The sequence below is a fragment of the Bosea sp. 29B genome, from assembly GCF_902506165.1.
Classification (GTDB): Bacteria; Pseudomonadota; Alphaproteobacteria; order Rhizobiales; family Beijerinckiaceae; genus Allobosea.
Genome location: NZ_LR733817.1, coordinates 5,801,406 through 5,823,222, shown reverse-complemented (window position 1 = coordinate 5,823,222; position 21,817 = coordinate 5,801,406). Strand labels below are relative to the sequence as shown.

29 protein-coding genes are annotated in these 21,817 nt (G+C 66.7%); 25 read left to right on the top strand and 4 right to left on the bottom strand.

The features are described 5' to 3' along the window. Positions 1 to 50 precede the first annotated feature (50 nt). From rplN to GV161_RS28170, 19 genes are all read left to right on the top strand, one after another. Positions 51 to 419: a 50S ribosomal protein L14 gene (rplN, locus tag GV161_RS28260; protein ID WP_091842252.1), complete on the top strand. Its 369-nt coding sequence runs from the start codon at positions 51 to 53 to the stop codon at positions 417 to 419. Next, entirely contained in the window at positions 419 to 736 is a 318-nt protein-coding gene (gene rplX, locus GV161_RS28255; RefSeq protein ID WP_057193254.1) for a 50S ribosomal protein L24, read from the top strand. Before rplN ends, rplX begins: the two co-directional genes overlap by 1 nt. Then, on the top strand, positions 729 to 1,295 hold the full coding sequence (gene rplE / locus GV161_RS28250) for a 50S ribosomal protein L5 (protein WP_091842249.1): 567 nt from the start codon (positions 729 to 731) through the stop codon (positions 1,293 to 1,295). The genes rplX and rplE overlap by 8 nt, the downstream gene beginning before the upstream one ends. Before the next feature lie 36 nt (positions 1,296 to 1,331). After that, complete coding sequence (rpsN, locus tag GV161_RS28245) at positions 1,332 to 1,637, top strand: 30S ribosomal protein S14 (RefSeq protein WP_057193250.1); 306 nt, start codon at positions 1,332 to 1,334, stop codon at positions 1,635 to 1,637. Positions 1,638 to 1,649: 12 nt separating this feature from the next. Continuing rightward, on the top strand, positions 1,650 to 2,048 hold the full coding sequence (gene rpsH / locus GV161_RS28240; protein ID WP_057193248.1) for a 30S ribosomal protein S8: 399 nt from the start codon (positions 1,650 to 1,652) through the stop codon (positions 2,046 to 2,048). 35 nt (positions 2,049 to 2,083) lie between these two features. Then, positions 2,084 to 2,617, top strand: a complete 534-nt coding sequence (gene rplF, locus GV161_RS28235) for a 50S ribosomal protein L6 (RefSeq protein WP_152013681.1) — start codon at positions 2,084 to 2,086, stop codon at positions 2,615 to 2,617. Positions 2,618 to 2,628: 11 nt separating this feature from the next. Continuing rightward, entirely contained in the window at positions 2,629 to 2,991 is a 363-nt protein-coding gene (gene rplR, locus GV161_RS28230) for a 50S ribosomal protein L18 (RefSeq protein ID WP_152013682.1), read from the top strand. 134 nt (positions 2,992 to 3,125) lie between these two features. Further along, on the top strand, positions 3,126 to 3,689 hold the full coding sequence (rpsE, locus tag GV161_RS28225) for a 30S ribosomal protein S5 (RefSeq protein WP_091842240.1): 564 nt from the start codon (positions 3,126 to 3,128) through the stop codon (positions 3,687 to 3,689). A 10-nt stretch (positions 3,690 to 3,699) separates the two neighbouring features. Continuing rightward, positions 3,700 to 3,894 (top strand): 50S ribosomal protein L30, encoded by a 195-nt coding sequence (gene rpmD / locus GV161_RS28220; RefSeq protein ID WP_152013683.1) that lies wholly within the window; start codon positions 3,700 to 3,702, stop codon positions 3,892 to 3,894. Positions 3,895 to 3,906: 12 nt separating this feature from the next. Next, on the top strand, positions 3,907 to 4,386 hold the full coding sequence (rplO, locus tag GV161_RS28215) for a 50S ribosomal protein L15 (RefSeq protein ID WP_152013684.1): 480 nt from the start codon (positions 3,907 to 3,909) through the stop codon (positions 4,384 to 4,386). A 98-nt stretch (positions 4,387 to 4,484) separates the two neighbouring features. Further along, the gene (gene secY / locus GV161_RS28210) at positions 4,485 to 5,822 is read left to right on the top strand and encodes a preprotein translocase subunit SecY (RefSeq protein ID WP_152013685.1); all 1,338 of its coding nucleotides are present in this window, start codon (positions 4,485 to 4,487) and stop codon (positions 5,820 to 5,822) included. Continuing rightward, entirely contained in the window at positions 5,822 to 6,403 is a 582-nt protein-coding gene (locus GV161_RS28205) for an adenylate kinase (RefSeq protein ID WP_152013686.1), read from the top strand. Before secY ends, GV161_RS28205 begins: the two co-directional genes overlap by 1 nt. A 76-nt stretch (positions 6,404 to 6,479) precedes the next feature. Beyond that, positions 6,480 to 6,782, top strand: coding sequence for an alkylphosphonate utilization protein (locus tag GV161_RS28200; protein ID WP_152013687.1), 303 nt, complete (start codon positions 6,480 to 6,482; stop codon positions 6,780 to 6,782). Between the two features lie 192 nt (positions 6,783 to 6,974). Next, the gene (locus GV161_RS28195) at positions 6,975 to 8,171 is read left to right on the top strand and encodes an ABC transporter substrate-binding protein (protein WP_152013688.1); all 1,197 of its coding nucleotides are present in this window, start codon (positions 6,975 to 6,977) and stop codon (positions 8,169 to 8,171) included. A gap of 227 nt (positions 8,172 to 8,398) precedes the next feature. After that, positions 8,399 to 8,767, top strand: coding sequence for a 30S ribosomal protein S13 (gene rpsM / locus GV161_RS28190; protein WP_152013689.1), 369 nt, complete (start codon positions 8,399 to 8,401; stop codon positions 8,765 to 8,767). Positions 8,768 to 8,889: 122 nt separating this feature from the next. Further along, positions 8,890 to 9,279 (top strand): 30S ribosomal protein S11, encoded by a 390-nt coding sequence (gene rpsK, locus GV161_RS28185; protein WP_043237079.1) that lies wholly within the window; start codon positions 8,890 to 8,892, stop codon positions 9,277 to 9,279. A 91-nt stretch (positions 9,280 to 9,370) separates the two neighbouring features. Next, positions 9,371 to 10,387: a DNA-directed RNA polymerase subunit alpha gene (locus tag GV161_RS28180; RefSeq protein ID WP_152013690.1), complete on the top strand. Its 1,017-nt coding sequence runs from the start codon at positions 9,371 to 9,373 to the stop codon at positions 10,385 to 10,387. A gap of 113 nt (positions 10,388 to 10,500) precedes the next feature. Then, a complete protein-coding gene (gene rplQ / locus GV161_RS28175) occupies positions 10,501 to 10,920 on the top strand; it encodes a 50S ribosomal protein L17 (protein WP_100962331.1) in 420 nt (139 codons plus the stop codon). A 214-nt stretch (positions 10,921 to 11,134) separates the two neighbouring features. After that, positions 11,135 to 12,091 carry a tripartite tricarboxylate transporter substrate-binding protein gene (locus GV161_RS28170; protein ID WP_152013691.1) on the top strand — a complete coding sequence of 319 codons (957 nt, stop codon included), beginning with the start codon at positions 11,135 to 11,137 and terminating at the stop codon, positions 12,089 to 12,091. Between the two features lie 69 nt (positions 12,092 to 12,160). Here GV161_RS28170 and GV161_RS28165 read toward each other — a convergent pair whose 3' ends face one another. Continuing rightward, positions 12,161 to 12,580, bottom strand: coding sequence for a BLUF domain-containing protein (locus GV161_RS28165; protein WP_159650491.1), 420 nt, complete (start codon positions 12,578 to 12,580; stop codon positions 12,161 to 12,163). A gap of 156 nt (positions 12,581 to 12,736) precedes the next feature. Between GV161_RS28165 and GV161_RS28160 the strand changes: the two genes are divergently transcribed. Together GV161_RS28160 and GV161_RS28155 are read left to right on the top strand one after the other, a co-directional pair. Further along, complete coding sequence (locus GV161_RS28160) at positions 12,737 to 14,170, top strand: DegQ family serine endoprotease (RefSeq protein ID WP_152013693.1); 1,434 nt, start codon at positions 12,737 to 12,739, stop codon at positions 14,168 to 14,170. Between the two features lie 121 nt (positions 14,171 to 14,291). Then, positions 14,292 to 15,599 (top strand): replication-associated recombination protein A, encoded by a 1,308-nt coding sequence (locus GV161_RS28155; protein ID WP_152013694.1) that lies wholly within the window; start codon positions 14,292 to 14,294, stop codon positions 15,597 to 15,599. A gap of 146 nt (positions 15,600 to 15,745) precedes the next feature. On the opposite strand, the gene GV161_RS28150 is transcribed toward GV161_RS28155, so the two are convergent. Together GV161_RS28150 and GV161_RS28145 are read right to left on the bottom strand one after the other, a co-directional pair. Beyond that, on the bottom strand, positions 15,746 to 17,002 hold the full coding sequence (locus GV161_RS28150; RefSeq protein WP_152013695.1) for a hypothetical protein: 1,257 nt from the start codon (positions 17,000 to 17,002) through the stop codon (positions 15,746 to 15,748). A 204-nt stretch (positions 17,003 to 17,206) separates the two neighbouring features. Continuing rightward, entirely contained in the window at positions 17,207 to 17,872 is a 666-nt protein-coding gene (locus GV161_RS28145) for a DUF998 domain-containing protein (protein WP_159650489.1), read from the bottom strand. 102 nt (positions 17,873 to 17,974) lie between these two features. On the opposite strand from GV161_RS28145, the gene GV161_RS28140 reads away from it, so the two are divergent. The 3 genes from GV161_RS28140 to GV161_RS28135 are packed head-to-tail and all read left to right on the top strand — an operon-like array spanning position 17,975 to position 20,372. After that, a complete protein-coding gene (locus GV161_RS28140; protein ID WP_152013697.1) occupies positions 17,975 to 18,610 on the top strand; it encodes a TetR/AcrR family transcriptional regulator in 636 nt (211 codons plus the stop codon). A 50-nt stretch (positions 18,611 to 18,660) separates the two neighbouring features. Further along, the gene (gene crcB / locus GV161_RS31285) at positions 18,661 to 19,044 is read left to right on the top strand and encodes a fluoride efflux transporter CrcB (protein WP_244623991.1); all 384 of its coding nucleotides are present in this window, start codon (positions 18,661 to 18,663) and stop codon (positions 19,042 to 19,044) included. Continuing rightward, the gene (locus tag GV161_RS28135; protein WP_244623981.1) at positions 19,041 to 20,372 is read left to right on the top strand and encodes an RluA family pseudouridine synthase; all 1,332 of its coding nucleotides are present in this window, start codon (positions 19,041 to 19,043) and stop codon (positions 20,370 to 20,372) included. Before crcB ends, GV161_RS28135 begins: the two co-directional genes overlap by 4 nt. Positions 20,373 to 20,375: 3 nt before the next feature. On the opposite strand, the gene GV161_RS28130 is transcribed toward GV161_RS28135, so the two are convergent. Then, positions 20,376 to 21,152 (bottom strand): hypothetical protein, encoded by a 777-nt coding sequence (locus tag GV161_RS28130; protein WP_152013699.1) that lies wholly within the window; start codon positions 21,150 to 21,152, stop codon positions 20,376 to 20,378. A 167-nt stretch (positions 21,153 to 21,319) separates the two neighbouring features. Here GV161_RS28130 and GV161_RS28125 point away from each other — a divergent pair, with 167 nt between their 5' ends. Further along, positions 21,320 to 21,814, top strand: a complete 495-nt coding sequence (locus tag GV161_RS28125) for a hypothetical protein (RefSeq protein ID WP_152013700.1) — start codon at positions 21,320 to 21,322, stop codon at positions 21,812 to 21,814. Positions 21,815 to 21,817 lie beyond the last annotated feature (3 nt).

Here is a 21,817-nt window from a genome sequence, read left to right as displayed (position 1 = left end):
AACGCCTTTGTCCGGAAACCGCGCTGATATGGAATGGAAGGATCAAGGCCATGATCCAGGTGCAGACGAATCTCGAGGTCGCCGACAATTCTGGCGCCCGCCGCGTGATGTGCATCAAGGTTCTCGGCGGCTCGAAGCGGCGCTATGCCCGCATCGGCGACATCATTGTGGTTTCGATCAAGGAAGCCATCCCGCGCGGCCGCGTGAAGAAGGGCGACGTCATGAAGGCGATCGTCGTGCGCACCGCCAAGGACATCAAGCGCGCCGATGGTTCGGTGATCCGCTTCGACCGCAACGCGGCCGTGCTGATCAACAACCAGAAGGAGCCGGTGGGCACCCGTATCTTCGGACCGGTTCCGCGCGAGCTGCGCGCCAAGAACCACATGAAGATCATTTCGCTCGCTCCCGAGGTGCTGTGATGGCTGCGAAAATCAAGAAGGGCGACAAGGTCGTCGTGCTCGCCGGCCGCGACAAGGGCAAGAACGGCGAAGTGCTCCAGGTCCTGCCGAAGGATGCCCGCGCCGTCGTGCGCGGCGTGAACCTGGTGAAGAAGCACACCAAGGCGACCGCCCAGTCCGAGGGCGGCATCATCAGCAAGGAAGCCACGATCGACCTGTCGAACCTGGCCGTTGCCGATCCGAAGGACGGCAAGCCGACCCGCGTCGGCTTCAAGGTGCTCGATGACGGCCGCAAGGTCCGTTTCGCCAAGCGTTCGGGGGATCTGATCGATGGCTGACAATCAGCAGGCGGCGCTCTCGCCGCGTTTGAAGAAGCATTACGAGGACGTCGTCCGTCCCGCGATGATCGCCGAGTTCGGCTACAAGAACGTCATGGAAGTGCCGACCCTCGAGAAGGTCGTCATCAACATGGGCGTGGGCGAAGCCACGGCCGACCGCAAGAAGGTCGACAACGCCGCCGGCGACCTCGCCATGATCGCCGGCCAGAAGCCGGTCATCACCAAGTCCCGCCTCGCCATCGCCGGCTTCAAGCTGCGCGAGAACATGGCGGTGGGTGCCAAGGTCACGCTGCGCAAGACCAAGATGTTCGAGTTCGTCGACCGGCTCGTTACCATTGCTCTTCCGCGAGTGCGCGACTTCCGTGGTCTCAACCCGAAGTCGTTCGACGGGCGCGGCAATTTCGCGCTCGGGATCAAGGAGCACATCGTGTTCCCCGAGATCAACTACGACAAGGTCGACCAGGTCTGGGGCATGGACGTGATCGTCTGCACGACTGCGAAGTCGGATGACGAGGCACGCGCCCTGCTCAAGCACTTCAACTTCCCGTTCCGGCAGTGAGCCTTCGGGCTCATACGCGGAAACCAGGAGATATCGATGGCTAAGAAAAGCTCCGTCGAGAACAACAACCGCCGCAAGGCGCTCGTGAAGAAATTCGCGGGCCGTCGTGCGCGTCTTCTCGCGATCGCTAATGACGAGAACCAGTCGATGGACGAGCGCTTCCTCGCTCGCCTGAAGCTGGCCGAACTGCCGCGCAATTCCGCCGGCATCCGCGTGCGCAACCGTTGCGAAGTCACCGGCCGCCCGCGCGCTTTCTATCGCAAGTTGAAGATGTCGCGCGTTGCTTTGCGCGAGCTCGGCAACAAGGGGCTGGTTCCCGGCCTCGTCAAGTCGAGCTGGTGAGGAGGTAGCATCATGGCGATCATCGATCCGCTTGGCGATATGCTGACCCGCATCCGCAATGCGCAGATGCGGCGCAAGTCGCGCGTTTCCACTCCGGGCTCGAAGCTGCGTGCCCGCGTTCTGGACGTGCTGCAGTCAGAAGGCTACATCCGCGGCTATTCGACCACCGAGTTCGGCAACGGCCGCACCGAGTTCGACATCGAGCTGAAGTACCACGAGGGACAGCCGGTCATCCGGTCGATCTCGCGCGTGTCGAAGCCCGGCCGTCGCGTCTACTCCTCGGTCGAGACCATGCCTCGCGTGGCCGACGGCCTCGGCGTCACCATCGTCTCCACGCCCCGTGGCGTGATGTCCGATCATCTTGCCCGCGAGCAGAACGTGGGCGGCGAAGTGCTCTGCAAGGTCTTCTGACCTTTCGCGCACAGCTGCTCATCAGGAGAGATCCAATGTCTCGTATCGGTAAGAAGCCCGTCTCGGTCCCCGCTGGCGTCACTGCCAACGTCTCGGGCCAGCTGGTCAAGATCAAGGGCTCGAAGGGCGAGTTGTCCTTCGAGGTTCCCGAGGAGGTCTCGGTTGCACTGGAGAACGGCGCCATCGCCGTCCAGCCGCGCTCGCAGACCAAGCGCGCCCGCGCGCTCTGGGGCACCTCGCGCGCCCGCATCAACAACCTGGTCGTCGGTACGACGGCCGGATTCGAGAAGAAGCTCGAGATCAACGGCGTCGGCTACAAGGCCGCGGTCGCCGGCAAGATCCTGAAGCTCTCGCTCGGCTACAGCCACGACATCGACTATCCGATCCCGGCCGGGGTCGCGATCGTCACGCCGAAGCCGACCGAGATCGTGATCTCCGGCATCGACAAGCAGGTCGTCGGCCAGACCGCCGCCGAGATCCGCGACTATCGCGGTCCCGAGCCCTACAAGGGCAAGGGCGTCAAGTACGCCGGCGAGTTCATCTTCCGCAAGGAAGGCAAGAAGAAGTAAGGACGCGAGCCATGAGCAAGCAGACAGTTGCGACTGCGCGCCGCAAGGCCCGCGTCCGTCGCGCGATCAAGGCGGTGGCCAATGGCCGCGCCCGCCTGTCGGTGCACCGCACCGGCAAGCAGATCTATGCGCAGGTCATCGACGACGCCAAGGGGCTGACGCTCGCTTCGGCCTCGTCGCTGGACAAAGATATCCGCGCCGACATCAAGTCGGGCGCGAATGTCGAGGCCGCGGCGCAGATCGGCAAGATCCTTGCCGAGCGCGCCATCATGGCCGGCGTCAAGGAGGTCGTGTTCGACCGTGGCGCCTATATGTACCATGGCCGCGTCAAGGCGCTGGCCGAAGCTGCTCGCGAAGGCGGGCTGAGCTTCTGATTGGTTGACTATCGCGGGATGCGGGAGGCCTCACGGGCTTCCCGCATATCGCATTTGGAAAGTCGCTCCATTCCGGAGCGCTCGAGCGAGCGGCGGGCCATGATCGGCACCGTCCGCGCAAGTAAGAGGAAGATATGGCGAGAGAACCTCGTGACCGTCAGAACCGCGAAGAGCGTGATTCTGAATTCGTGGACCGCCTGGTCCACATCAACCGCGTCGCCAAGGTGGTGAAGGGCGGCCGTCGCTTCGGCTTCGCTGCCCTCGTCGTCGTCGGCGACCAGAAGGGCCGCGTCGGCTTCGGCCACGGCAAGGCCCGTGAAGTGCCTGAGGCGATCCGCAAGGCGACGGAAGCCGCCAAGCGTGGCCTCGTCCGCGTCCCGCTGCGCGATGGCCGCACGCTGCACCATGACGTCCACGGCCGTCATGGCGCCGGCAAGGTCATCCTGCGCGCTGCCCCGGCCGGTACCGGCATCATCGCCGGCGGCCCGATGCGCGCCGTCTTCGAGGCGGTCGGCATGCAGGACGTGGTCTCGAAGTCGCTCGGCTCTTCGAACCCGTACAACCTCGTGCGCGCCACCTTCGATGCGCTGAAGAACGAGGATTCGCCGCGTAGCGTCGCCGCGCGTCGCTCGCTCAAGGTTTCGGCCCTGCAGACCCGCCGCCGCGATGCCGGCGCGGATGCCGGCGCGGACGCGTGAGGAGGGTTCGATGGCAAAGGCTGACAAGACCTTCACCGTCGAGCAGATCGGTTCGCCGATCCGCCGCGACGCCTCGCAGCGCCAGACCCTGATCGGTCTCGGCCTGAACAAGATCCGCCGCCAATCGACCCTGCAGGACACGCCGGCTGCGCGTGGCATGGTCGAGAAGGTCAAGCACCTCGTCCGCGTCGTCGACGCGAAGTGAGGAGGGCGAACCATGAAACTCACTGATATTCGTGACAACGAAGGCGCGACCAAGTCGCGCATCCGCGTCGGCCGCGGCATCGGCTCCGGCAAGGGCAAGACCGGCGGACGTGGCGTCAAGGGCCAGAAGGCTCGCGCCGGCGTGGCGGTCAAGGGCTTCGAAGGCGGCCAGATGCCGCTTTATCGGCGCCTGCCGAAGCGCGGCTTCCACAACCTGTTCTCCAAGGATCTGAACGAGGTCAACCTCGGTCGCATCCAGCAGGCGGTCGAAGCCGGGAAGCTCGATGCCAAGGGTGCGGTGACGATCGAGGCGCTGGTCGCTGCGGGCGTCATCACCCGGCAGGCCAAGGACGGCGTCAAGATCCTCGGCGTTGGCGAACTCAAGGCGAAGCTCGCCTTCGAGGTGGCCGGTGCGTCGAAGTCGGCCGTCGAGGCGATCGAGAAGGCTGGTGGCACGGTCAAGATCCTGGCGGCTGCCGCTTCACAGGCGTGACTTCCACGCTTACATGACTAACGCGAGCGGCGGCCGGGCCCGAAGCCTTGGCCGCCGTTCGACTGTCTAGACCAGAGAAACACCCAAGGACCGGACGCATGGCATCGGCGGCTGAACAGCTTGCGGCAAACCTGAACTTCGGCGCGCTGGCCAAGGCCGACGAACTGAAGAAGCGGATCTGGTTCACGCTGGGGGCGCTGATCGTCTACCGGCTCGGCACCTATATCCCGCTGCCCGGCATGAATCCGGATGCAGTCGCGGACCTGTTCAAGCAGACCCAGTCGGGTGTGCTCGGCCTGTTCAACATGTTCTCCGGCGGTGCGGTCGGCCGGCTCGCGATCTTCGCGCTGGCGATCATGCCGTACATCTCGGCCTCGATCATCATCCAGCTGCTCTCCAGCGTCGTCCCGACCTTCGAGACGCTGAAGAAGGAAGGCGAGGCGGGCCGCAAGATCCTCAACCAGTACACGCGCTATCTGACGCTGGTGCTGGCGCTGTTCCAGGCCTGGGGCATCGGCGTCGGTCTGCAGGGCTCGGGCAATCTCGTGCTGGAGCCGGGGCCGTTCTTCCTGATCTCGACCACGATCACGCTGGTCGGCGGCACCATGTTCCTGCTCTGGCTCGGCGAGCAGATCACCAGCCGCGGCATCGGCAACGGCACGTCGATGATCATCTTCGCCGGCATCATCGCCGAATTCCCGGCCCAGCTGGCGCAGACGCTCGAGCTCGGCCGCCAGGGCGCGATCTCGACCGGCCTGCTGCTGCTCGTCATGGTGATGGCGGTCTGCGTCATCGCCTTCGTGGTCTTCGTCGAGCGCGCCCAGCGCCGCCTGCTGATCAACTACCCCAAGCGCCAGGTCGGCAACCGCATGTATGAGGGCCAGACCTCGTTCCTGCCGCTGAAGCTCAACACCGCCGGCGTGATCCCGCCGATCTTCGCCTCGTCGCTGCTGCTGCTGCCGACCACGATCGCTAGCTTCTCGCAGGCTTCGGGCGGCACCGGCATCCTGTCGACGATGGCGACCTACCTCGCGCATGGTCGGCCGCTGTTCATGTTCCTCTATGCGGCGCTGATTGTCTTCTTCTGCTTCTTCTACACCGCGATCGTGTTCAATCCGGTCGAGACGGCGGACAATCTCAAGAAGCATGGCGGCTTCATGCCCGGCATCCGCCCGGGCGAGCGCACCGCCGAGCATATCGACCGGGTGCTGACCCGCATCACCGTGCTCGGCGCCGCCTATTTGACTATCGTCTGCTTGATCCCGGAGTTCATGATCACCTATGCCCAGATTCCGATCATCCTGCTCGGCGGCACCTCGCTGCTGATCGTGGTGACGACGACCATGGACACGGTGGCTCAGGTCCATGGTCATCTGCTGGCCCATCAGTATGAGGGGCTGGTCAAAAAGGCGAAGTTGAGGGGGGCAAGGCGCTGATGAGGCTGATTTTCCTGGGGCCGCCGGGGGCGGGCAAAGGCACTCAGGCGACACGGATCGTCGCGAAGCACGGCATTCCGCAGCTCTCGACCGGTGACATGCTGCGTGCGGCAGTCGCCGCCAGCACGCCGGTCGGCCTCAAGGCCAAGGCCGTGATGGACGCCGGCGGGCTGGTCTCGGACGAGATCGTCATCGGCATCGTCGCCGACCGCATCGAAGAAGCCGATGCCAGGAAGGGCTTCATCCTCGACGGCTTCCCGCGCACGTTGGCGCAGGCCGAGGCGCTCGACTCGATGCTGGCCGGCAAGGGGCTGAAGCTCGACAAGGTGCTGGAGCTCCGCGTCGACCAGAGCAAGCTCGTCGACCGGATCGTGCGCCGTGCCGAAGAGGCCAAGGCCGCCGGACAGCCGGTGCGCAAGGACGACGACCCGGAGGTCTTCAAGACCCGGCTCGAAGCCTATAACCGCGACACCGCGATCGTCGCGCCCTATTACGAGAAGCGCGGCCAGCTGACGCCGATCGACGGCATGCAGCCGATCGAGCAAGTGGCGAGCGCGATCGACCAGGCGCTGGCGGGCTGATATCCAGCCTGATCGGTCATTCAGATGCCGCGCGGCTCTCGTCGCGCGGTTTTTTCTTGGCAAAGGAGCCGAGCCCATGGCCGATGGCGATGACGACTATGTCTATGACGAGGCGACCGGCGAGTGGCGCCCGGCTTCGGAACTGGCAGCCGCCGCGGCGCAAAAGCTCGAGGTCCGCGACGCCTCCGGCAACATCCTGGCCGACGGCGACGCGGTGACGCTGATCAAGGACCTCAAGGTCAAGGGCGCCAACCAGACCCTGAAGCAGGGCACGGTGATCCGCTCGATCCGGCTGACGGACAATCCCGAAGAGATCGACTGCCGCCACGAGAGCATCAAGGGCCTGGTGCTGCGCACGGAGTTCGTGCGCAAGCGGTGAGGGGACTCGCCGTGCGCATTTACGCCAGCGCAGGCGCGGTTTCGCGCGCCGCGGTTGCAATTGACACATCTCCTCCCTCCGACTGAACTCCGCCCCAGGCCCATGACGGCCAAGACACGGGACGACGGCAGCCGATGCCGGTGGCACGCGCCATCGCCGGTGGACCGATCGGCCGGCAAACGGGAGGACGACATGAAACGGATTGCTTGCCTTGTGGCGGCTGCGCTGCTGGCGACGGCTTCGACCGTGCGGGCGCAGGACGCGGTCAAGATCGGCGTCCTCAACGACCAGTCGGGCAATTATGCCGAGTTCGGCGGGCTCGGCTCGGTCGAGGCGGCCAAGCTCGCGATCGAGGATTTTGGCGGCTCGGTGCTGGGCAAGCCGATCGAGATCGTCTCGGGCGACCACCAGAACAAGCCGGACGTCGCCGCCGGCCTGGCGCGGCGCTGGTACGATGTCGATGGCGTCACCGCCATCGCCGACCTGACCAATTCGGCCGTGGCGCTCGCCGTAGCCGGCATCGCCAAGGAAAAGCAGAAGGTCGCGCTCTACAACGGCCCGGCGACGACGCGCCTCTTCAACGAGGACTGCATGGCGACCGGCTTCATGTGGACCTTCGATACGGCGACCTCGGCCAAGGGCACGGCGCTGTCGATCCTGCGCGAGGGCGGCGACAGCTGGTACATCATCGCCGCCGACTACGCCTTCGGCCATCAGCTCACCGCCGACATCGAGAGGGTTGTCGCCGCCAATGGCGGCAAGACACTCGGCACCGTGCGGGCGCCGCTCTCGACGCCCGACTTCTCCTCCTTCCTGCTGCAGGCGCAGGCCTCCAAGGCCAAGATCGTCGCCTTCGCCAATGCCGGCAGCGACACGATCAATTCGATCAAGCAGGCCGGTGAGTTCGGCCTCGTCGATGGCGGCCAGAAGCTCGCCGCCATGGTCGTGGTCCTGAGCGACGTGCACGGGCTCGGCCTCGACAAGGCCAAGGGGCTGATCACCACCGCCGCCTACTACCATGACGCCGACAAGCCGAGCCGCGCCTTCGCCGACCGCTATATGGCGCGGACGAAGAAGATGCCGGGTATGATCCAGGCCAGCGTCTACTCCTCGGTGCTGCACTACCTCAAGGCGGTGAAGGCGGCCGGCACGGCCGCGGGCCCTGCTGTCGCGGCCAAGATGAAGGAGCTGCCGGTCGACGACTTCTATGCACCCGGCGCCAAGATCCGCGAAGATGGCCGGCTGCTGAACGACATGCTGCTGGTCGAGGCCAAGGCCCCTTCCGAATCGAAGGCGCCCTGGGACTATTTCAAGGTGGTCCGCAAGATTCCGGCGGCCGAGATCATCGCGCCGCTGTCGGAGAGCAAGTGCCCGCTGGTGAAGAAGTAAAGGCAGCGGGGGCGGGCGCGACTGGGTTGACAGGGCGCGCTTAACCGACTACCAGCGCGCCATCCGGTTTCAGCTGAGCGATGCCGATGCCTTCGCAAGAAGGGTCGACGTCGCTTTCTCGCGTGGACTGGATTCAACGCTCCGCAAGGGCCGGCCTCCACCGGACGCGGAGTTCTTGTCATTGTCATGGCGCCTGGCGTCATGGCCACAATGGAGAGGTGAAGAACATGGCTCGTATCGCGGGCGTCAACATTCCGACCGGCAAGCGCGTCGTCATCGGTCTGCAGTACATTCACGGCATCGGCGCCCACAAGGCCAAGGAGATCTGCGAGAAGGTCGGCATCGCCGCCGAGCGCCGGGTCAACCAGCTGACCGACGCCGAGGTTCTCCAGATCCGCGAGGCGATCGACCGCGACTATCTCGTCGAGGGCGATCTGCGTCGCGAAGTCTCGATGAACATCAAGCGCCTGATGGACCTCGGCTGCTATCGCGGCCTGCGCCATCGCCGCTCGCTGCCGGTGCGCGGCCAGCGCACCCACACCAACGCCCGCACCCGCAAGGGCAAGGCGAAGCCGATCGCCGGCAAGAAGAAGTGAGTGTCGGCGGGCCGGACAACCGGCCCGCTGCATTGTTTTGCGTCGCCTGACCCGCTCGCGGGCAGGCGATATCCCCAGCGCCTGGCATCACGGGCGCGTCTGAAGGATGGAAGAAAGAGACTATGGCCAAGGAAGCCCAACGCGTCCGTCGTCGCGAACGCAAGAACATCGTCTCCGGCGTCGCGCATGTGAACGCCTCGTTCAACAACACCATGATCACCATCACCGACGCGCAGGGCAACACGATCTCGTGGTCGTCCGCCGGCACGATGGGGTTCAAGGGCTCGCGCAAGTCGACCCCCTATGCCGCCCAGGTCGCCGCCGAGGACGCTGCCCGCAAGGCTGCCGAGCACGGCATGCGCACCCTTGAGGTCGAGGTCACCGGTCCGGGTTCGGGCCGCGAGTCGGCGCTGCGCGCGCTGCAGGCCGCCGGCTTCACCGTCACCTCGATCCGCGACGTGACGCCGATCCCGCACAATGGCTGCCGGCCGCGCAAGCGTCGCCGCGTCTGAGCCTTAGCCGGATCGAAGCGGCGTCCGCAGGGGCGGACGCCGGTACGGGGCGGCCCGCCGCCGCCATTATTGAATCACCAGGAGTGCGGTCGTGATCAGCAAGAATTGGCAGGATCTGTCCAAGCCTAACAAGCTCGAAGTCAAGGTCGGCGACGACCCGAAGCGTCAGGCTACCGTGATCGCGCGTCCGCTCGAGCGCGGCTTCGGCATGACGCTCGGCAATGCGCTGCGTCGCGTGCTGCTCTCCTCGCTCCAGGGCGCTGCCGTCACCGCCGTCCAGATCGACGGCGTGCTGCATGAGTTCTCCTCGATCCCGGGCGTGCGCGAGGACGTCACCGACATCGTCCTGAACATCAAGGCGATCGCCATCAAGATGCAGGGCGAGGGTCCCAAGCGCATGACCCTGCGCAAGACCGGCCCGGGCGCCGTGACGGCAGGCGACATCAACACCATCGGCGACGTCTCGATCCTCAACCCCGAGCTCGTGCTCTGCACGCTCGACGACGGGGCCGAGATCCGCATGGAGTTCACGGTCAACACCGGCAAGGGCTATGTCCCCTCCGAGCAGAACCGTCCCGAGGACGCGCCGATTGGCCTGATCCCGGTCGACAGCCTGTACTCGCCGGTCAAGAAGGTCTCCTATCGCGTCGAGAACACCCGCGAGGGCCAGAATCTCGACCGCGACATGCTGACCATGCAGATCGAGACCAACGGCTCGGTTTCGCCTGAGGACGCGCTGGCGCTCGCCGCCCGCATCCTGCAGGACCAGCTCGCCGTCTTCATCACCTTCGAAGAGCCGCGCAAGGAAGAGGCCGTCTCGACCGCGCCGCAGCTGCCGTTCAACCCGGCCCTGCTCAAGAAGGTCGACGAGCTCGAACTGTCGGTCCGCTCGGCGAACTGCCTGAAGAACGACAACATCGTCTATATCGGCGATCTCATCCAGAAGTCGGAGGGCGAGATGCTGCGCACCCCGAACTTCGGCCGCAAGTCGCTGAACGAGATCAAGGAAGTGCTCGCCACCATGGGCCTCCATCTCGGCATGGACGTGCAGGGCTGGCCGCCGGAGAACATCGAAGAGCTGGCGAAGCGCTTCGAAGAGCATTACTGAGACCCCGGCGCGGGACTGCTTCCCGCGCCACTTCCCGCCCGGCGCATGAGCACCGGAGCATAAAGGACGGCCGTTCCGTGGCACGGCGGCCGTAAGCAACGAAGGAGCCAAACATGCGTCACGGTTTCCGCGGTCGTCGTTTCAACCGCACTGCCGAGCATCGCCAGGCGATGTTCGCCAACATGGCCCAGGCCCTGATCAAGCACGAGCAGATCACCACCACGCTGCCGAAGGCGAAAGATCTGCGTCCGGTCGTCGAGAAGCTGGTCACGCTCGGCAAGCGCGGTGACCTGCACGCCCGCCGCCAGGCGATCGCGCAGATCAAGGACGTCGCCCTGGTCGGCAAGCTCTTCGCCGTGCTCGGCCCGCGCTACAAGGAGCGCAATGGCGGCTATCTGCGCATCATGAAGGCGGGCTTCCGCTTCGGCGACAACGCCCCGCTCGCGGTGATCGAGTTCGTCGATCGCGACGTCGACGCCAAGGGCAAGGATTCCGGCCCGGTCTTCACGGCGGATGACGAGCAGGCGGCCTGAGCCGCACCGGCATCAAGCATTTCGAAAAGGGCGGTCTTCGGGCCGCCCTTTTTGTTTGCCTGCGACAGGGGCCGACCGCGATTGCTGCGCGAGATTGTTGCGCTCGCTCGCGCTTTTCGCTGCGTCAGGCCGATGCTAGCGTCAGCTTTGATCGGGCAGGGCGGTTCTGAATGCCGCTTTGGAAAAAGCCCGGCGTCGAGGGAGATGTTTTTTCATGAAGCGCGCTGCTCTGGCCGTTCTCGCCGCGATCGCCGTCCTGCCGGCACAGGCCCAGGACAAGTATCCGTCGAAGCCGATCAACATGCTGGTGCCGTTCGCGGCCGGCGGCTCCTCCGACGTGATCGCGCGCCTGGTCGGCGAGGAAATGGCGCAGGTTCTCGGCCAGCGCATCGTGATGGAGAACATGGGCGGGGCGGGCGGCGCGACCGCCTTGACGCGGGCGGCGAGGGCCGAGCCCGACGGCTACACCATCGTGATCGGCAACAGCGGCACCAATGCCGCCTCCTACACGATCTACAACGACCTCAAATACACGCCCGCCGATTTCGTGCCGATCGGCCTCGTCGCCAAGACCTCGCCGATGATCGCGCTGAAGCTCGACTTCCCGGCCAAGGACCTCAAGGAGTTCCTCGCCTACGCCAAGGCCAATCCCGGCAAGCTCAGCCTCGGCCATGCCGGCGTCGGCTCGTCGAACTATCTGATCTGCCGCAACTTCCTGAAGGCGTCCGGCCTCGACGTGGCGCTGGTGAGCTATCGCGGCGCGGGGCCGGCGCTGAACGACCTGATGGGTGGCCAGATCGACGGTGTCTGCGATGCCGCGACCTCGCTCTCCGGCGCGGTCCAGGGCAACAAGGTCAAGGCGCTGGTGGTGGCGACGCCGCAGCGCCTGCCGAGCCTGCCTGATGTGCCGACCTCGGCCGAGGCCGGGCTGCCGGCGTTCCAGGCGCAGGGCTGGAATGCGATCTTCGCGCCGAAGGGCACGCCGCAGCCGGTGATCGACCGACTGAACCAGGCACTGCGCACCGCGCTTTCCAGCGAGAAGCTGCATGGGCGCTTCAAGGAGCTCTCCTCGGTGCTGCCTTCGAGCGACGAGATGTCGCCGGAGTTCGTCGCCAAGATGGTCCCGGCCGAGATCGAGAAGTACAAGGTGCTGCTCAGCGACGCCAAATAGGCAGTTCCATCCTTTTGTTCCTCCGCAATTCCGGACGCAAAACCGCTACGCACTTTTACTGGAATGGCTCTAGGCCCGGGCGCTGGCGAGTTCGGCGGCGAGATCGAGCAGCACGTCCAGGGGCTGTTCGAAGATTTCGGCATTCGGCGAGATGCCGTAGAGACTGAAGATGAAAGCGGTCGTCTCGTTGCGCTCGGCGAAGGCCATCGCCCAGCCGGCGAACTGCCGGTGAGCAACGGCATCCTGCGCCAGCAGACGCAGATCGCCATGGCGCGGATCGACCATGATCCGGCCATAGGTTTCCGCGATAGAGCCGGCCTCGCCTTCGAGGATCTGGGCGAATCCGCCCGGTGTCGCCATCAGGAAACCTGTGAGATGCCTTTCGGCATTGAGCCGTTGCGCCGTCTCGAGAATGCGCGCGAGCTCGACGCGTCGATCCGCCTCGACGAGTCGGCTGCGGCTGGCATAAACAAGGCGCACGAGGCTCACGTCGACGGTCCTTTCGGGGGCAAGGCGGGGTGTTGCGCGACCCGGAACGGAATCACGCAGCGCGTGTTTCCGAGACTGTCCGGGCTGCTGCCGTGGAAGGATAGTTCGGGAAACGAACGCCCGAGGCAGTTGTTTTGTTTCAAGAAGGAGATCGGCATGCGCCGTTCCATCGTGCCGAATCGTAGTCAGCTTGTCGCCCTGACCCTCGGCCTTGCTCTGTCCGCGGGCGCTTCGACGCTGGCCCTCGCCCAGGCCCGGCAAGTGCCGGAGGCGCGCCAGCAGATCACGCTGTCCTTCGCGCCGGTGGTGCAGAAGACCGCGCCCTCGGTCGTCAACGTCTATGGCGCGCGCGTTGAGCGGCGGCCACAGAACCCGTTCATGGACGATCCGTTCTTCCGCCGCTTCTTCGGTGATGGCGGCTTCGGCCTGCCGCGCGAGCAGGTGCAGCGCTCGCTCGGCTCGGGCGTGATCGTCGATGCCGGCGCGGGGCTCGTCGTCACTAACAACCACGTCATCGAGGGGATGACCGAGGTCAAGGTGGCGCTGGCCGACAAGCGCGAATACGAGGCGACGATCCTGCTGCGCGATCCGCGCACGGATCTCGCCGTGCTCAAGCTCAAGGGCGCCAAGGACCTCGCAGCGATCGAGCTCGGCGATTCCGACGCGCTGCAGATCGGCGATCTCGTGCTGGCGATCGGCAACCCGTTCGGCGTCGGCCAGACGGTGACGCAAGGCATCGTCTCGGCGCTGGCCCGCACTCAAGTGGGCGTCGGCGACGCCCAGTCCTTCATCCAGACCGACGCCGCGATCAACCCCGGCAATTCCGGCGGCGCGCTGGTCGACATGCAGGGCCGGCTCACCGGCATCAACACCGCGATCTTCTCGAAGTCGGGCGGCAGCGTCGGCATCGGCTTCGCCATTCCCTCGGCCATGGTCCGCGTCGTCGTCGACAGCGCCAAGACGGGGGCGACGACGGTCCGCCGGGCCTGGTTCGGGGCGCGGCTGCAGGCGCTGACCCAGGATGTCGCCGACGGGCTCGGGCTCGACCGGCCGGCCGGCTCGGTCGTCGCCAGCGTCGTCGACTCCGGGCCTGCGGCCGAAGGCGGCCTCAAGCGCTCGGACGTGATCCTCGCCATCGATGGTGTCGGCGTCGACGATCCCGAGAGCTTCGGCTATCGCTTCGCCACGCGGCCGATCGGCAGCACCACGCAGCTCACCGTGCTCCGCGGCGGCAAGCGCATCACCGTCCCCGTCAAGCTGATGCCGGCGCCGGAGACGCGCCCGCGCGAGCCGGTCAAGGTCGCCGGCCGCTCGCCCTTCACGGGTCTTACCGTGCTGAACCTGTCGCCTGCGGTGGCCGAGGAGCTCTCGATCGACCTCTCGACCGAGGGCGTCGTCGTCGGCAATATCGAGGAGGGCAGCCCGGCCGCGCGCGTCGGCTTCCAGAAGGGCGATCTCATCCTCGCCATCAATGGCGAGCGCATCAACGCCTCGCGCGAGATCGAGCTCGCGACGCGCGAGCGCAAGCGCTCCTGGGAGGTGACGATCTCGCGGGGCGGCCAGACGGTCACCTCGACATTCGGCGGGTGAGGGTGGTGCTGGACATCCCCCTCATTCTCGGGCGAAGCGAAGCGCAGACCCGGGAATCTCATGACCAGATAGCTGGTTTCCGAGATGCTCGGGCCAAGCCCGAGCATGACGACCCATTGCAATGAGCGACCTCTTCGCCGTATCCGGCCTCGATAAATCCGGTCCGCGCCCCCTCGCTGACCGGGTGCGGCCGACGACGCTCGGCGAGGTCTCCGGCCAGGATCACCTGACCGGCGAGGACGGCGTGCTGACCCGGCTGATCGCCTCGGGCTCGCTCGGCAGCCTGATCTTCTGGGGCCCGCCCGGCACCGGCAAGACCACGGTGGCGCGCCTGCTCGCGGGGCAGACCGATCTCGGTTTCGAGCAGATCAGCGCGATCTTCTCGGGGGTCGCCGACCTGAAGAAGGCCTTCGACGCCGCCCGCGGCCGCCGGCTCGGCGGTCGGGGCACCTTGCTGTTCGTCGACGAGATCCACCGCTTCAACCGGGCCCAGCAGGACGCCTTCCTGCCGGTGATGGAGGACGGCACGATCACGCTGGTCGGCGCCACCACCGAGAACCCGTCCTTCGCGCTCAATGCGGCGCTGCTCTCGCGCGCCCGCGTCCTGACCTTCAAGGCGCTCGACGAAGGCGCGCTGCTCTTCATGCTCGGCCGGGCCGAGGCGCTGGAGAATCGCGAGTTGCCGCTGACGCCGGAGGCGCGGCTCGCTTTGGCACGCTTCGCCGATGGCGACGGGCGGGCGGTGCTGACCCTGGCGGAGGAGACCTGGCGCGCCGCCAAGCCGGGCGAGATCTTCGACGAAGCCGGTCTTTCCGAGGTGATCCAGCGCCGCGCGCCGATCTACGACAAGGCGCAGGACGGCCACTACAACCTGATCTCGGCGCTGCACAAGACGATCCGCGGCTCCGATCCCGACGCGGCGCTCTACTATTTCGCCCGCATGCTCGATGCCGGCGAGGATCCGCGCTTCCTGGCGCGGCGGCTGGTGCGGATGGCGGTCGAGGATATCGGCCTCGCCGACCCGCAGGCGCTGGTGCATGCCCGCGCCGCGGCCGAGACCTATGAGCAGCTCGGCTCGCCCGAGGGCGAGCTCGCCTTGGCCAATACGGTGATTTATCTCGCCACCGCGCCGAAATCGAACGCGGCCTATGTCGCCTACAAGGCGGCGATGCGCACAGCCAAGCAGGCGGGCTCGCTGACGCCGCCCAAGACCATCCTGAACGCGCCGACCAAGCTGATGAAGGAAGAGGGCTACGGCGCTGATTACGCCTATGATCATGACGCGCCCGACGCCTTTTCCGGCCAGAACTACTGGCCCGACGCACTCGGCCGCCAGCGCTTCTACGATCCGCCGGAGCGCGGCTTCGAACGCGAGATCAGAAAGCGGCTGGAATACTGGGAGAAGCTCCGGCAGGAGCGCGGGGAGTAGCGTAGCCCGTCATGCTCGGGCTTGACCCGAGCATGACGGGCCCGTGAGGCTCTGATCAGCGGCTCCTCGTCCTGAGATTCTCGGGTCTGCGCGGAGTTTATCCTTGGGCCGGACCCGAGGGCTTCGCCCGAGAATGACGTTCCTGCCTAAAAACTCCGCTCGATGAACAGCTGCGTCGAGATCTGCCGCCCCGCTAGGCCTGCCGCGATCTCGCGGCCGGTGAGCGCGATCTTCGCCCAGGCGACCGAGCTTTCGATGCCGGCCTTGAAGCCCTCCACCGGGGTCCAGACCAGGTTGGCGGCGACGCGGTCGATCCTGATCTCGCCGCGGATCTGGTTGGCGAGTGGCACTTCGAGCCAATAGCGGCTGAGATAGGTGTTGCTGGCGAGCTCGTCGGTCCATTCGAAGCGGCCCGAGACGACGCCGGAGAAGCCGCGCGTGGCATCGCTTGCCACCAGCACGCGATTGACGGTGCGAGCGTCGAGCACCGAGCCGAGATAGGGCGCCCCATCGATCGCGCCAGCGAGCTGGGCGGTCAGGCTCCAACCATGGCCTAGCGCCTCGCCTTCATAGGTCGCGCCGATGATGCCGGCCCGGCCGAAGCGCGCGGGTGTGCCGGGAATCTCGCGCAGGGCGAGCGCGCCATGCACGGTCCAGCCGCCCTGCTCGTAGACGAGGCGGCCGACTGTGTCCGGTATGCGCCGGCCGGTCTGGACCGGTGCGCTCGAAGCGGTGTTGCCGAGCGACGGGTCCTCGAGGGCGAGCGTTGCCGTCCAGCTCTCGGTCAGCGGCAGTTCCAGCGCGATGATGCCGACGGTGCGCGAGGGCACGCGCGCCGAGAAGATGAACTCGTCGCCGGTCCAGAACGAGAAGCGGGAAGCATCGAGCCCGAAGGTCCAGGGGCCGACCAGGATCGTCGCCTCGTCGATCGATGGTTCGCTGATGCCGTCGACCGGGCTGTAAAGAGTGAAGCCGAAGGCGGTGCCGACGCGCAGGCCTGAGGAGAGCTCGTGCGAGGTCGCGATGCGGAAAGCGGCGCTGACCGGGAAAGAGGTCGCGGGCGAGGGGGCCGGCGGGCCGTTGCGCGAGGCGCGGAAGGAATCGCGCTGCATGCCGGCGCTAACCGTGCCGGAGATGGAAAGGCAGGTGGCCGATCCCGGCAGGACGAGGCCATGCTCCGGCGGGTCCTCGTCGTCGTCATCATCCTCGTCATCGGCGCTGTCGTCGTCCGCTTCGTCCTTGTCGATGGCGGTTGGGGTGCTGGCGAAGAGAGGCCTGATCTCGGGAAGCGCGATCGTGCAGGCGCGAGCGAAGCTTGGAGCCTGCGCCGGACGGGGCGGCAGGCGCAGCGGCGCGGCGAGGGCGGTCTGCGAGAGGAGCGCCAAGCAGAGGCTAGCGGGCAAGGCTGCGCGCCAACAGGCTGCGCCGATATGCTCGCCTTCCGGTCCAGAACCGCATGCCATCGGCGCGACGACCACCCCTTGCGTCTCGACGTTTCTGCCGGCCGGGGAGGCGGCAAGTCAATCGTTCCGACGGAAGGGGCGTGCGGCATCCCTCGATGAATGCGGCCCGCTGGCGATCGCAGGCCACCGGATCGCTGCCGCCGATCAGGCCGCGTCAGGCGCTTGAGGCGGGAGGACCAGAGAGGACGAGGCTTCGCCGCGGACTTCCAGGGCGATGAGCGAGAACCAGCCGAAGAGCACGAGACCGGCGCCGCCGACGATCACACCCGCCCAGCTCGGGCTCGCCATGCCCGCCGCGACGAGCGCCGGAGCCAGCAGCGCCGAGGCGATGCTGTAGAGCGCCCAGCCGCGCTTGCCGACGGCGCTGAAGCGGCGTGCCAGGACGAAGCAGGCCGCGATCAGCGACAGGAACGAGACGAGGAAGGCGACCATGTGGAAGGCGCCGATGACGCTCATCTGCGGTGCCTGGCCGGGAGCGGGGAGGGGATCGGGCCCGAACAGACCGGCGCCGATCATGCCGAGGCCGTAGAGACCGGCGAGAATCGGGCCTGCCGTGCCGCCGCGCTGGCCGTTCAAGGCCCGGCGCAGACCGATCGCGCCGGCGAGCGCCAGGGCGCCGGTCAGCAGGAAATTCGCGACCTGGATCCAGCCGAGCTCACCGAGGGCCAGGAAGCTGATGGGCTGGGTGCGGATGTCATGGCCCGGCCTCAACGCCAGCTGCAGGGCGGCGAGCGCGTAGAACACAGGTGTCGTCGCCACACCGCAGGCGAGGAGGGCGCGATCGAGATGTTGGGGCGAAGCGGTTTGCATCTGGCTCTCCATGGGCGGAAAGGGTAGGATAAAACTGAACGGTTTAGTACAACTAAACTGTGTAGTTTCATTCTTGATGTCAAGCCCCGGAGAAGCAGCGCCATGTCGCAAGCCACTCTCGACCGCTCCGAGCGCAAGCGCGGCACCGTCCTCGATGCGGCGACGACTCTCTTCCTGAGCAAGGGCTATGACGGCACCACCATGGACGAGGTGGCGGCGCTTGCGGCTGTGTCGAAGCCGACGCTCTACCGCTATTTCGCCGACAAGGAGCGGCTCTACGCTGCAATCGTCGCCGCGACCACGGACGATATCGATGGGCTGCTGCGGCTGGTGGCCGAGGAGCTCGCCGCCTCCGATGATCCCAGGGAGGGGCTGGGGCGGCTCGCCGACAAGTTTCTGATCGCGCTGATGCAGCCGGACCTGCTGCGCCTGCGCCGGCTGGTGATCGCCAATGCCGAGCGCTTTCCAGAGGTCGGGCAGGGCTGGTTCTCGCGCGGCTTCGAACGCGTGCTGGAGACGTTCTCCGCCGCCTTCCAGCGCTACGCTGCGACAGGTCGGTTGCGGATCGACGATCCGCTGCTGGCGGCCAATCACTTCGCCGGGCTGCTGCTGTGGATCCCGCTGAACCGCGCCATGTTCAGCGGCAATTGCGACAGCGACCCTGCCGAGCTTGCCCGCTATGCCGACGCTGCCGTCGAGGCGTTCCTGCGGGGCTATGGTACGGAAACGTCGCGCTGAAGCGGCGGATTTCGTTTGTGCGCGGCCGCGGGGCGCTCTATGCCTCGGGGATGCTTTCCACCGCTCTCGTCTTTCTCGGCGCCGGCATCGGCGGCGTGCTCCGGCACGGCGTCAACCTCGTCTCGCTGAAATGGCTCGGCGCCTCGTTCCCCTATGGCACGATGGCGATCAACATCCTCGGTTCCGGGGTGATGGGCCTCGTCGCCGGCTTCCTCGCCTTCAAGGCCGGCGAGGACTGGACGCAGAATGCCCGGCTCTTCCTCGCCACCGGCATTTTGGGCGGCTTCACCACCTTCTCGGCCTTTTCGCTGGACGCCATGCTGCTCTGGGAGCGCGGCGAGATGATGCTGGCCGCGTTCTACGTGCTCGGCTCGGTCGCCCTCTCGCTCGTGGCGCTGGTCGCGGGATTGTCCATCGTGCGGGGGCTGACATGAGAACCGGCGGCAAGGGAACTGGCGGGAAAGGAGCAGGGGCTCCTCCGCGAGGCAACGGCCCCAAGCGCGGCGGCAGGCCGCCTGCCTCAGGCGCGCCGAAGGGCAAGCGCCCGAGCCATGATGCGCGCCGCTCGGCCCGCGCCAGGCCGCGTCCGGCGGAGGACGAGGTCGTGCGCACCGAGCCGACGCGCGACCCGAAACCACATCATCCGACGCCGAGGGCCGCAGGTCCGCGCACGCCTGCACCGCGCAAGCCCGCGACACGCAAGCCACCGATCACGGATGCGCCGATGCGCGCCGAGGTCAAGGCCGTGACCGCCGAAGTGCTCGCGACCGGCGTGCAGCAGCTCGTGGTAACGCCGGACGAGAACGAGATGCGGATCGACCGCTTCCTCGAAGCACGTTTTCCGCAGCTCTCCTTCAGCCATATCCAGCGCATCGTCCGGAAAGGCGAACTGCGCGTCAACGGCAAGCGCGCCGACAGCAAGGACCGGCTCGAGGCCGGCCAGACCGTACGCATCCCGCCGCTCAAGCTGGAGCAGGCGGCAGAGCGGCCGCGCTCGGCCAAGGCCGATGGCGACACGATCGGCTTCCTGCGCTCGATCACGCTCTACGAGGACGACGACGTCATCGTCCTCAACAAGCCGGCGGGGCTGGCTGTGCAAGGCGGCTCCGGCACGACGAGGCATGTCGACGGCATGCTCGATGCCCTCACCGGCAAGGACGGGCAGAAGCCGCGCCTCGTGCACCGGCTTGACAAGGACACGGCCGGCTGCCTCGTCATCGCCAAGTCGCGCTTTGCCGCGGCGACTTTGGCCAAGACCTTCCGCTCACGCTCCGCCCGCAAGGTCTATTGGGCGCTGGTCGCCGGCGTGCCGCGCGTCCGCCAGGGCCGGATCTCGACCTATCTCGCCCGCGAGGAGGCCTATGACGGCGACCAGCGCATGGCCGTCGCTCAGCATGGCGACGATGGCGCCATGCATGCGGTGACCTATTACGCGGTGGTCGAGACCGCGGCGCAGAAGCTCGCCTGGCTCTCGCTCAAGCCGGTGACCGGGCGCACCCACCAATTGCGCGCCCACGCCGCCCATATCGGCCATCCGATCGTCGGTGATCCCAAATACTTCAACATCCAGAACTGGGAGCTGCCCGGCGGCATCCAGAACAAGCTGCACCTCCTGGCGCGGCGGATCGTGCTGCCGCATCCGCGCGGCAAGGGCACGATCGACGTCAGCGCGCCGCTGCCGCCGCATATGCGCCAGAGCTGGAACCTGCTCGGCTTCGAGGATGCGCCCTACGATCCGATCGTCGACGCGCCGGACGAATAGGTCTCAGCCCTCGCAGCCGTCGAAGGCCGCGATGCGGCGCGGGGCGATGAAGGGGGATTTCAGCAGGATCTCCTTTTCCTCGTCGAGGAGCCTCGCGCGCGGATAGCGCATGAAGCCCTGCATCATCAGGGCTTCGGCTCGGCATTGCGGGCTCTGGCAGGCCGGAGAGCGATCCGGGTGCCTCAGGCCGAAGGTGTGCAGCAGCTCATGCACGAGGCCGCCGACCCAGCGGCAGCGGCCCGCGACCTCGGCAGGATTGGCCCGCTCGCAAGCTGGCACGATGGTCTCGCCGACGAGACCGCGCAAATCGTTTGCCGAGACGACCGCCAGCGCTCCTCCGGCCGCCCCGGATTGGCCGCAGACGTGATCGGCATCGACATAGACCACCGTCCGGACCGGGGCATCGCTGGTCCGGGCGATCCCGAGCCGTTTGAGCTCCTCGGCCGTGTTACGATAGAAGGCGCCGAAACCGGCTCCCGGCTCGGCTGACGAGAACCAGCGGGCCGGCTTCTCCGAGCGCACGATCGCGACGGGACCCATGCCGAAATCAAAGGTCGGGCCGTCGAGCGCATGGGCCAGCCAGCGCTGGGCATCCCATGCTGCGAGCGCGATCGCATCGCGATAGGCGCTTTTCACCTGACGATCGCTCGGGACGAGGTAAACGAAGCGGATCGAATAGGGCGCCGTCGCTGCCGATTGGGCGGCGGCGGGCATGGTGAAATTCCAACAGAGCAGCCCAGCGGCGATGGCTCGCAGCAACCCTGTCAGTACGACTCGCATTCAATGGTCTCCTGGTCCCCCGGCGGCCGAGGCCAGTGGCGAAAGGTAGCTGATGATCCTGGGCGCGCAACCGAGCCGTGCATGATCCAACGTAAGAACACTTGCGGAACAAAGCGCGTTATGTTCTAAGTTTGTTCCTGTTCATTCTTCGTCACGGGAGGCTTTCCATGTTGCGCATCGCCTTGCTTGCCGCCGGCCTCGTTTTCGCTTCGCCCGCAGCCTTCGCTCAGGCGCAGCCGGCCCCAGCCGCTCCGAAGCCGGCTGCTGCAGCGGCCGATGAGCCGGTACCGCGTGCCGCCCGCGCCGAGGCGCGGCGCGACTGCTATGCCGAGAACATCGCGCTTTCGGGCGACGACCTGCGCCGCGCGATGCGCGAGTGCATGCAGGAGCGCTTTCCCGGCGTGAAGCTCTATGCCAGCGATGGCTTGACCCGCGACGGCAAGCCGACTGCCGTGACGGTGCGGGCGGTCTGCAAGCAGGAGGCCGATGCGAGCGGGCTCAAGGGGGCCGAACGGACGGCGGCGCTGGTCGCCTGCTTCAACGGCAAGCGGCCGGACCTCGCCCAGCGAGCCGAATGCCGCAAGGAGGCGCGCGGCAAGGGTCTCGATGGCGACGCCCTGAAGGCTGCCATCGCCGAATGCGGCCGCAACCCGCAAGGGTGAGGC

Excerpts from the sequence above, each read along its gene's own strand:
- crcB (WP_244623991.1), top strand. The coding sequence starts at position 18,661 with ATGCTTTCCACCGCTCTCGTCTTTCTCGGCGCCGGCATCGGCGGCGTG.
- rpsK (WP_043237079.1), top strand. The coding sequence starts at position 8,890 with ATGGCCAAGGAAGCCCAACGCGTCCGTCGTCGCGAACGCAAGAACATC.
- GV161_RS28160 (WP_152013693.1), top strand. The coding sequence starts at position 12,737 with ATGCGCCGTTCCATCGTGCCGAATCGTAGTCAGCTTGTCGCCCTGACC.
- rplE (WP_091842249.1), top strand. The coding sequence starts at position 729 with ATGGCTGACAATCAGCAGGCGGCGCTCTCGCCGCGTTTGAAGAAGCAT.
- secY (WP_152013685.1), top strand. The coding sequence starts at position 4,485 with ATGGCATCGGCGGCTGAACAGCTTGCGGCAAACCTGAACTTCGGCGCG.
- GV161_RS28135 (WP_244623981.1), top strand. The coding sequence starts at position 19,041 with ATGAGAACCGGCGGCAAGGGAACTGGCGGGAAAGGAGCAGGGGCTCCT.
- rpsN (WP_057193250.1), top strand. The coding sequence starts at position 1,332 with ATGGCTAAGAAAAGCTCCGTCGAGAACAACAACCGCCGCAAGGCGCTC.
- rpsH (WP_057193248.1), top strand. The coding sequence starts at position 1,650 with ATGGCGATCATCGATCCGCTTGGCGATATGCTGACCCGCATCCGCAAT.
- GV161_RS28140 (WP_152013697.1), top strand. The coding sequence starts at position 17,975 with ATGTCGCAAGCCACTCTCGACCGCTCCGAGCGCAAGCGCGGCACCGTC.
- GV161_RS28125 (WP_152013700.1), top strand. The coding sequence starts at position 21,320 with ATGTTGCGCATCGCCTTGCTTGCCGCCGGCCTCGTTTTCGCTTCGCCC.
- GV161_RS28145 (WP_159650489.1), bottom strand. The coding sequence starts at position 17,872 with ATGCAAACCGCTTCGCCCCAACATCTCGATCGCGCCCTCCTCGCCTGC.
- rplO (WP_152013684.1), top strand. The coding sequence starts at position 3,907 with ATGAAACTCACTGATATTCGTGACAACGAAGGCGCGACCAAGTCGCGC.
- rpmD (WP_152013683.1), top strand. The coding sequence starts at position 3,700 with ATGGCAAAGGCTGACAAGACCTTCACCGTCGAGCAGATCGGTTCGCCG.
- rplR (WP_152013682.1), top strand. The coding sequence starts at position 2,629 with ATGAGCAAGCAGACAGTTGCGACTGCGCGCCGCAAGGCCCGCGTCCGT.
- rplQ (WP_100962331.1), top strand. The coding sequence starts at position 10,501 with ATGCGTCACGGTTTCCGCGGTCGTCGTTTCAACCGCACTGCCGAGCAT.
- GV161_RS28170 (WP_152013691.1), top strand. The coding sequence starts at position 11,135 with ATGAAGCGCGCTGCTCTGGCCGTTCTCGCCGCGATCGCCGTCCTGCCG.
- GV161_RS28130 (WP_152013699.1), bottom strand. The coding sequence starts at position 21,152 with ATGCGAGTCGTACTGACAGGGTTGCTGCGAGCCATCGCCGCTGGGCTG.
- GV161_RS28195 (WP_152013688.1), top strand. The coding sequence starts at position 6,975 with ATGAAACGGATTGCTTGCCTTGTGGCGGCTGCGCTGCTGGCGACGGCT.
- rpsE (WP_091842240.1), top strand. The coding sequence starts at position 3,126 with ATGGCGAGAGAACCTCGTGACCGTCAGAACCGCGAAGAGCGTGATTCT.
- GV161_RS28200 (WP_152013687.1), top strand. The coding sequence starts at position 6,480 with ATGGCCGATGGCGATGACGACTATGTCTATGACGAGGCGACCGGCGAG.
- rplX (WP_057193254.1), top strand. The coding sequence starts at position 419 with ATGGCTGCGAAAATCAAGAAGGGCGACAAGGTCGTCGTGCTCGCCGGC.
- GV161_RS28155 (WP_152013694.1), top strand. The coding sequence starts at position 14,292 with ATGAGCGACCTCTTCGCCGTATCCGGCCTCGATAAATCCGGTCCGCGC.
- GV161_RS28205 (WP_152013686.1), top strand. The coding sequence starts at position 5,822 with ATGAGGCTGATTTTCCTGGGGCCGCCGGGGGCGGGCAAAGGCACTCAG.
- rplN (WP_091842252.1), top strand. The coding sequence starts at position 51 with ATGATCCAGGTGCAGACGAATCTCGAGGTCGCCGACAATTCTGGCGCC.
- rplF (WP_152013681.1), top strand. The coding sequence starts at position 2,084 with ATGTCTCGTATCGGTAAGAAGCCCGTCTCGGTCCCCGCTGGCGTCACT.
- rpsM (WP_152013689.1), top strand. The coding sequence starts at position 8,399 with ATGGCTCGTATCGCGGGCGTCAACATTCCGACCGGCAAGCGCGTCGTC.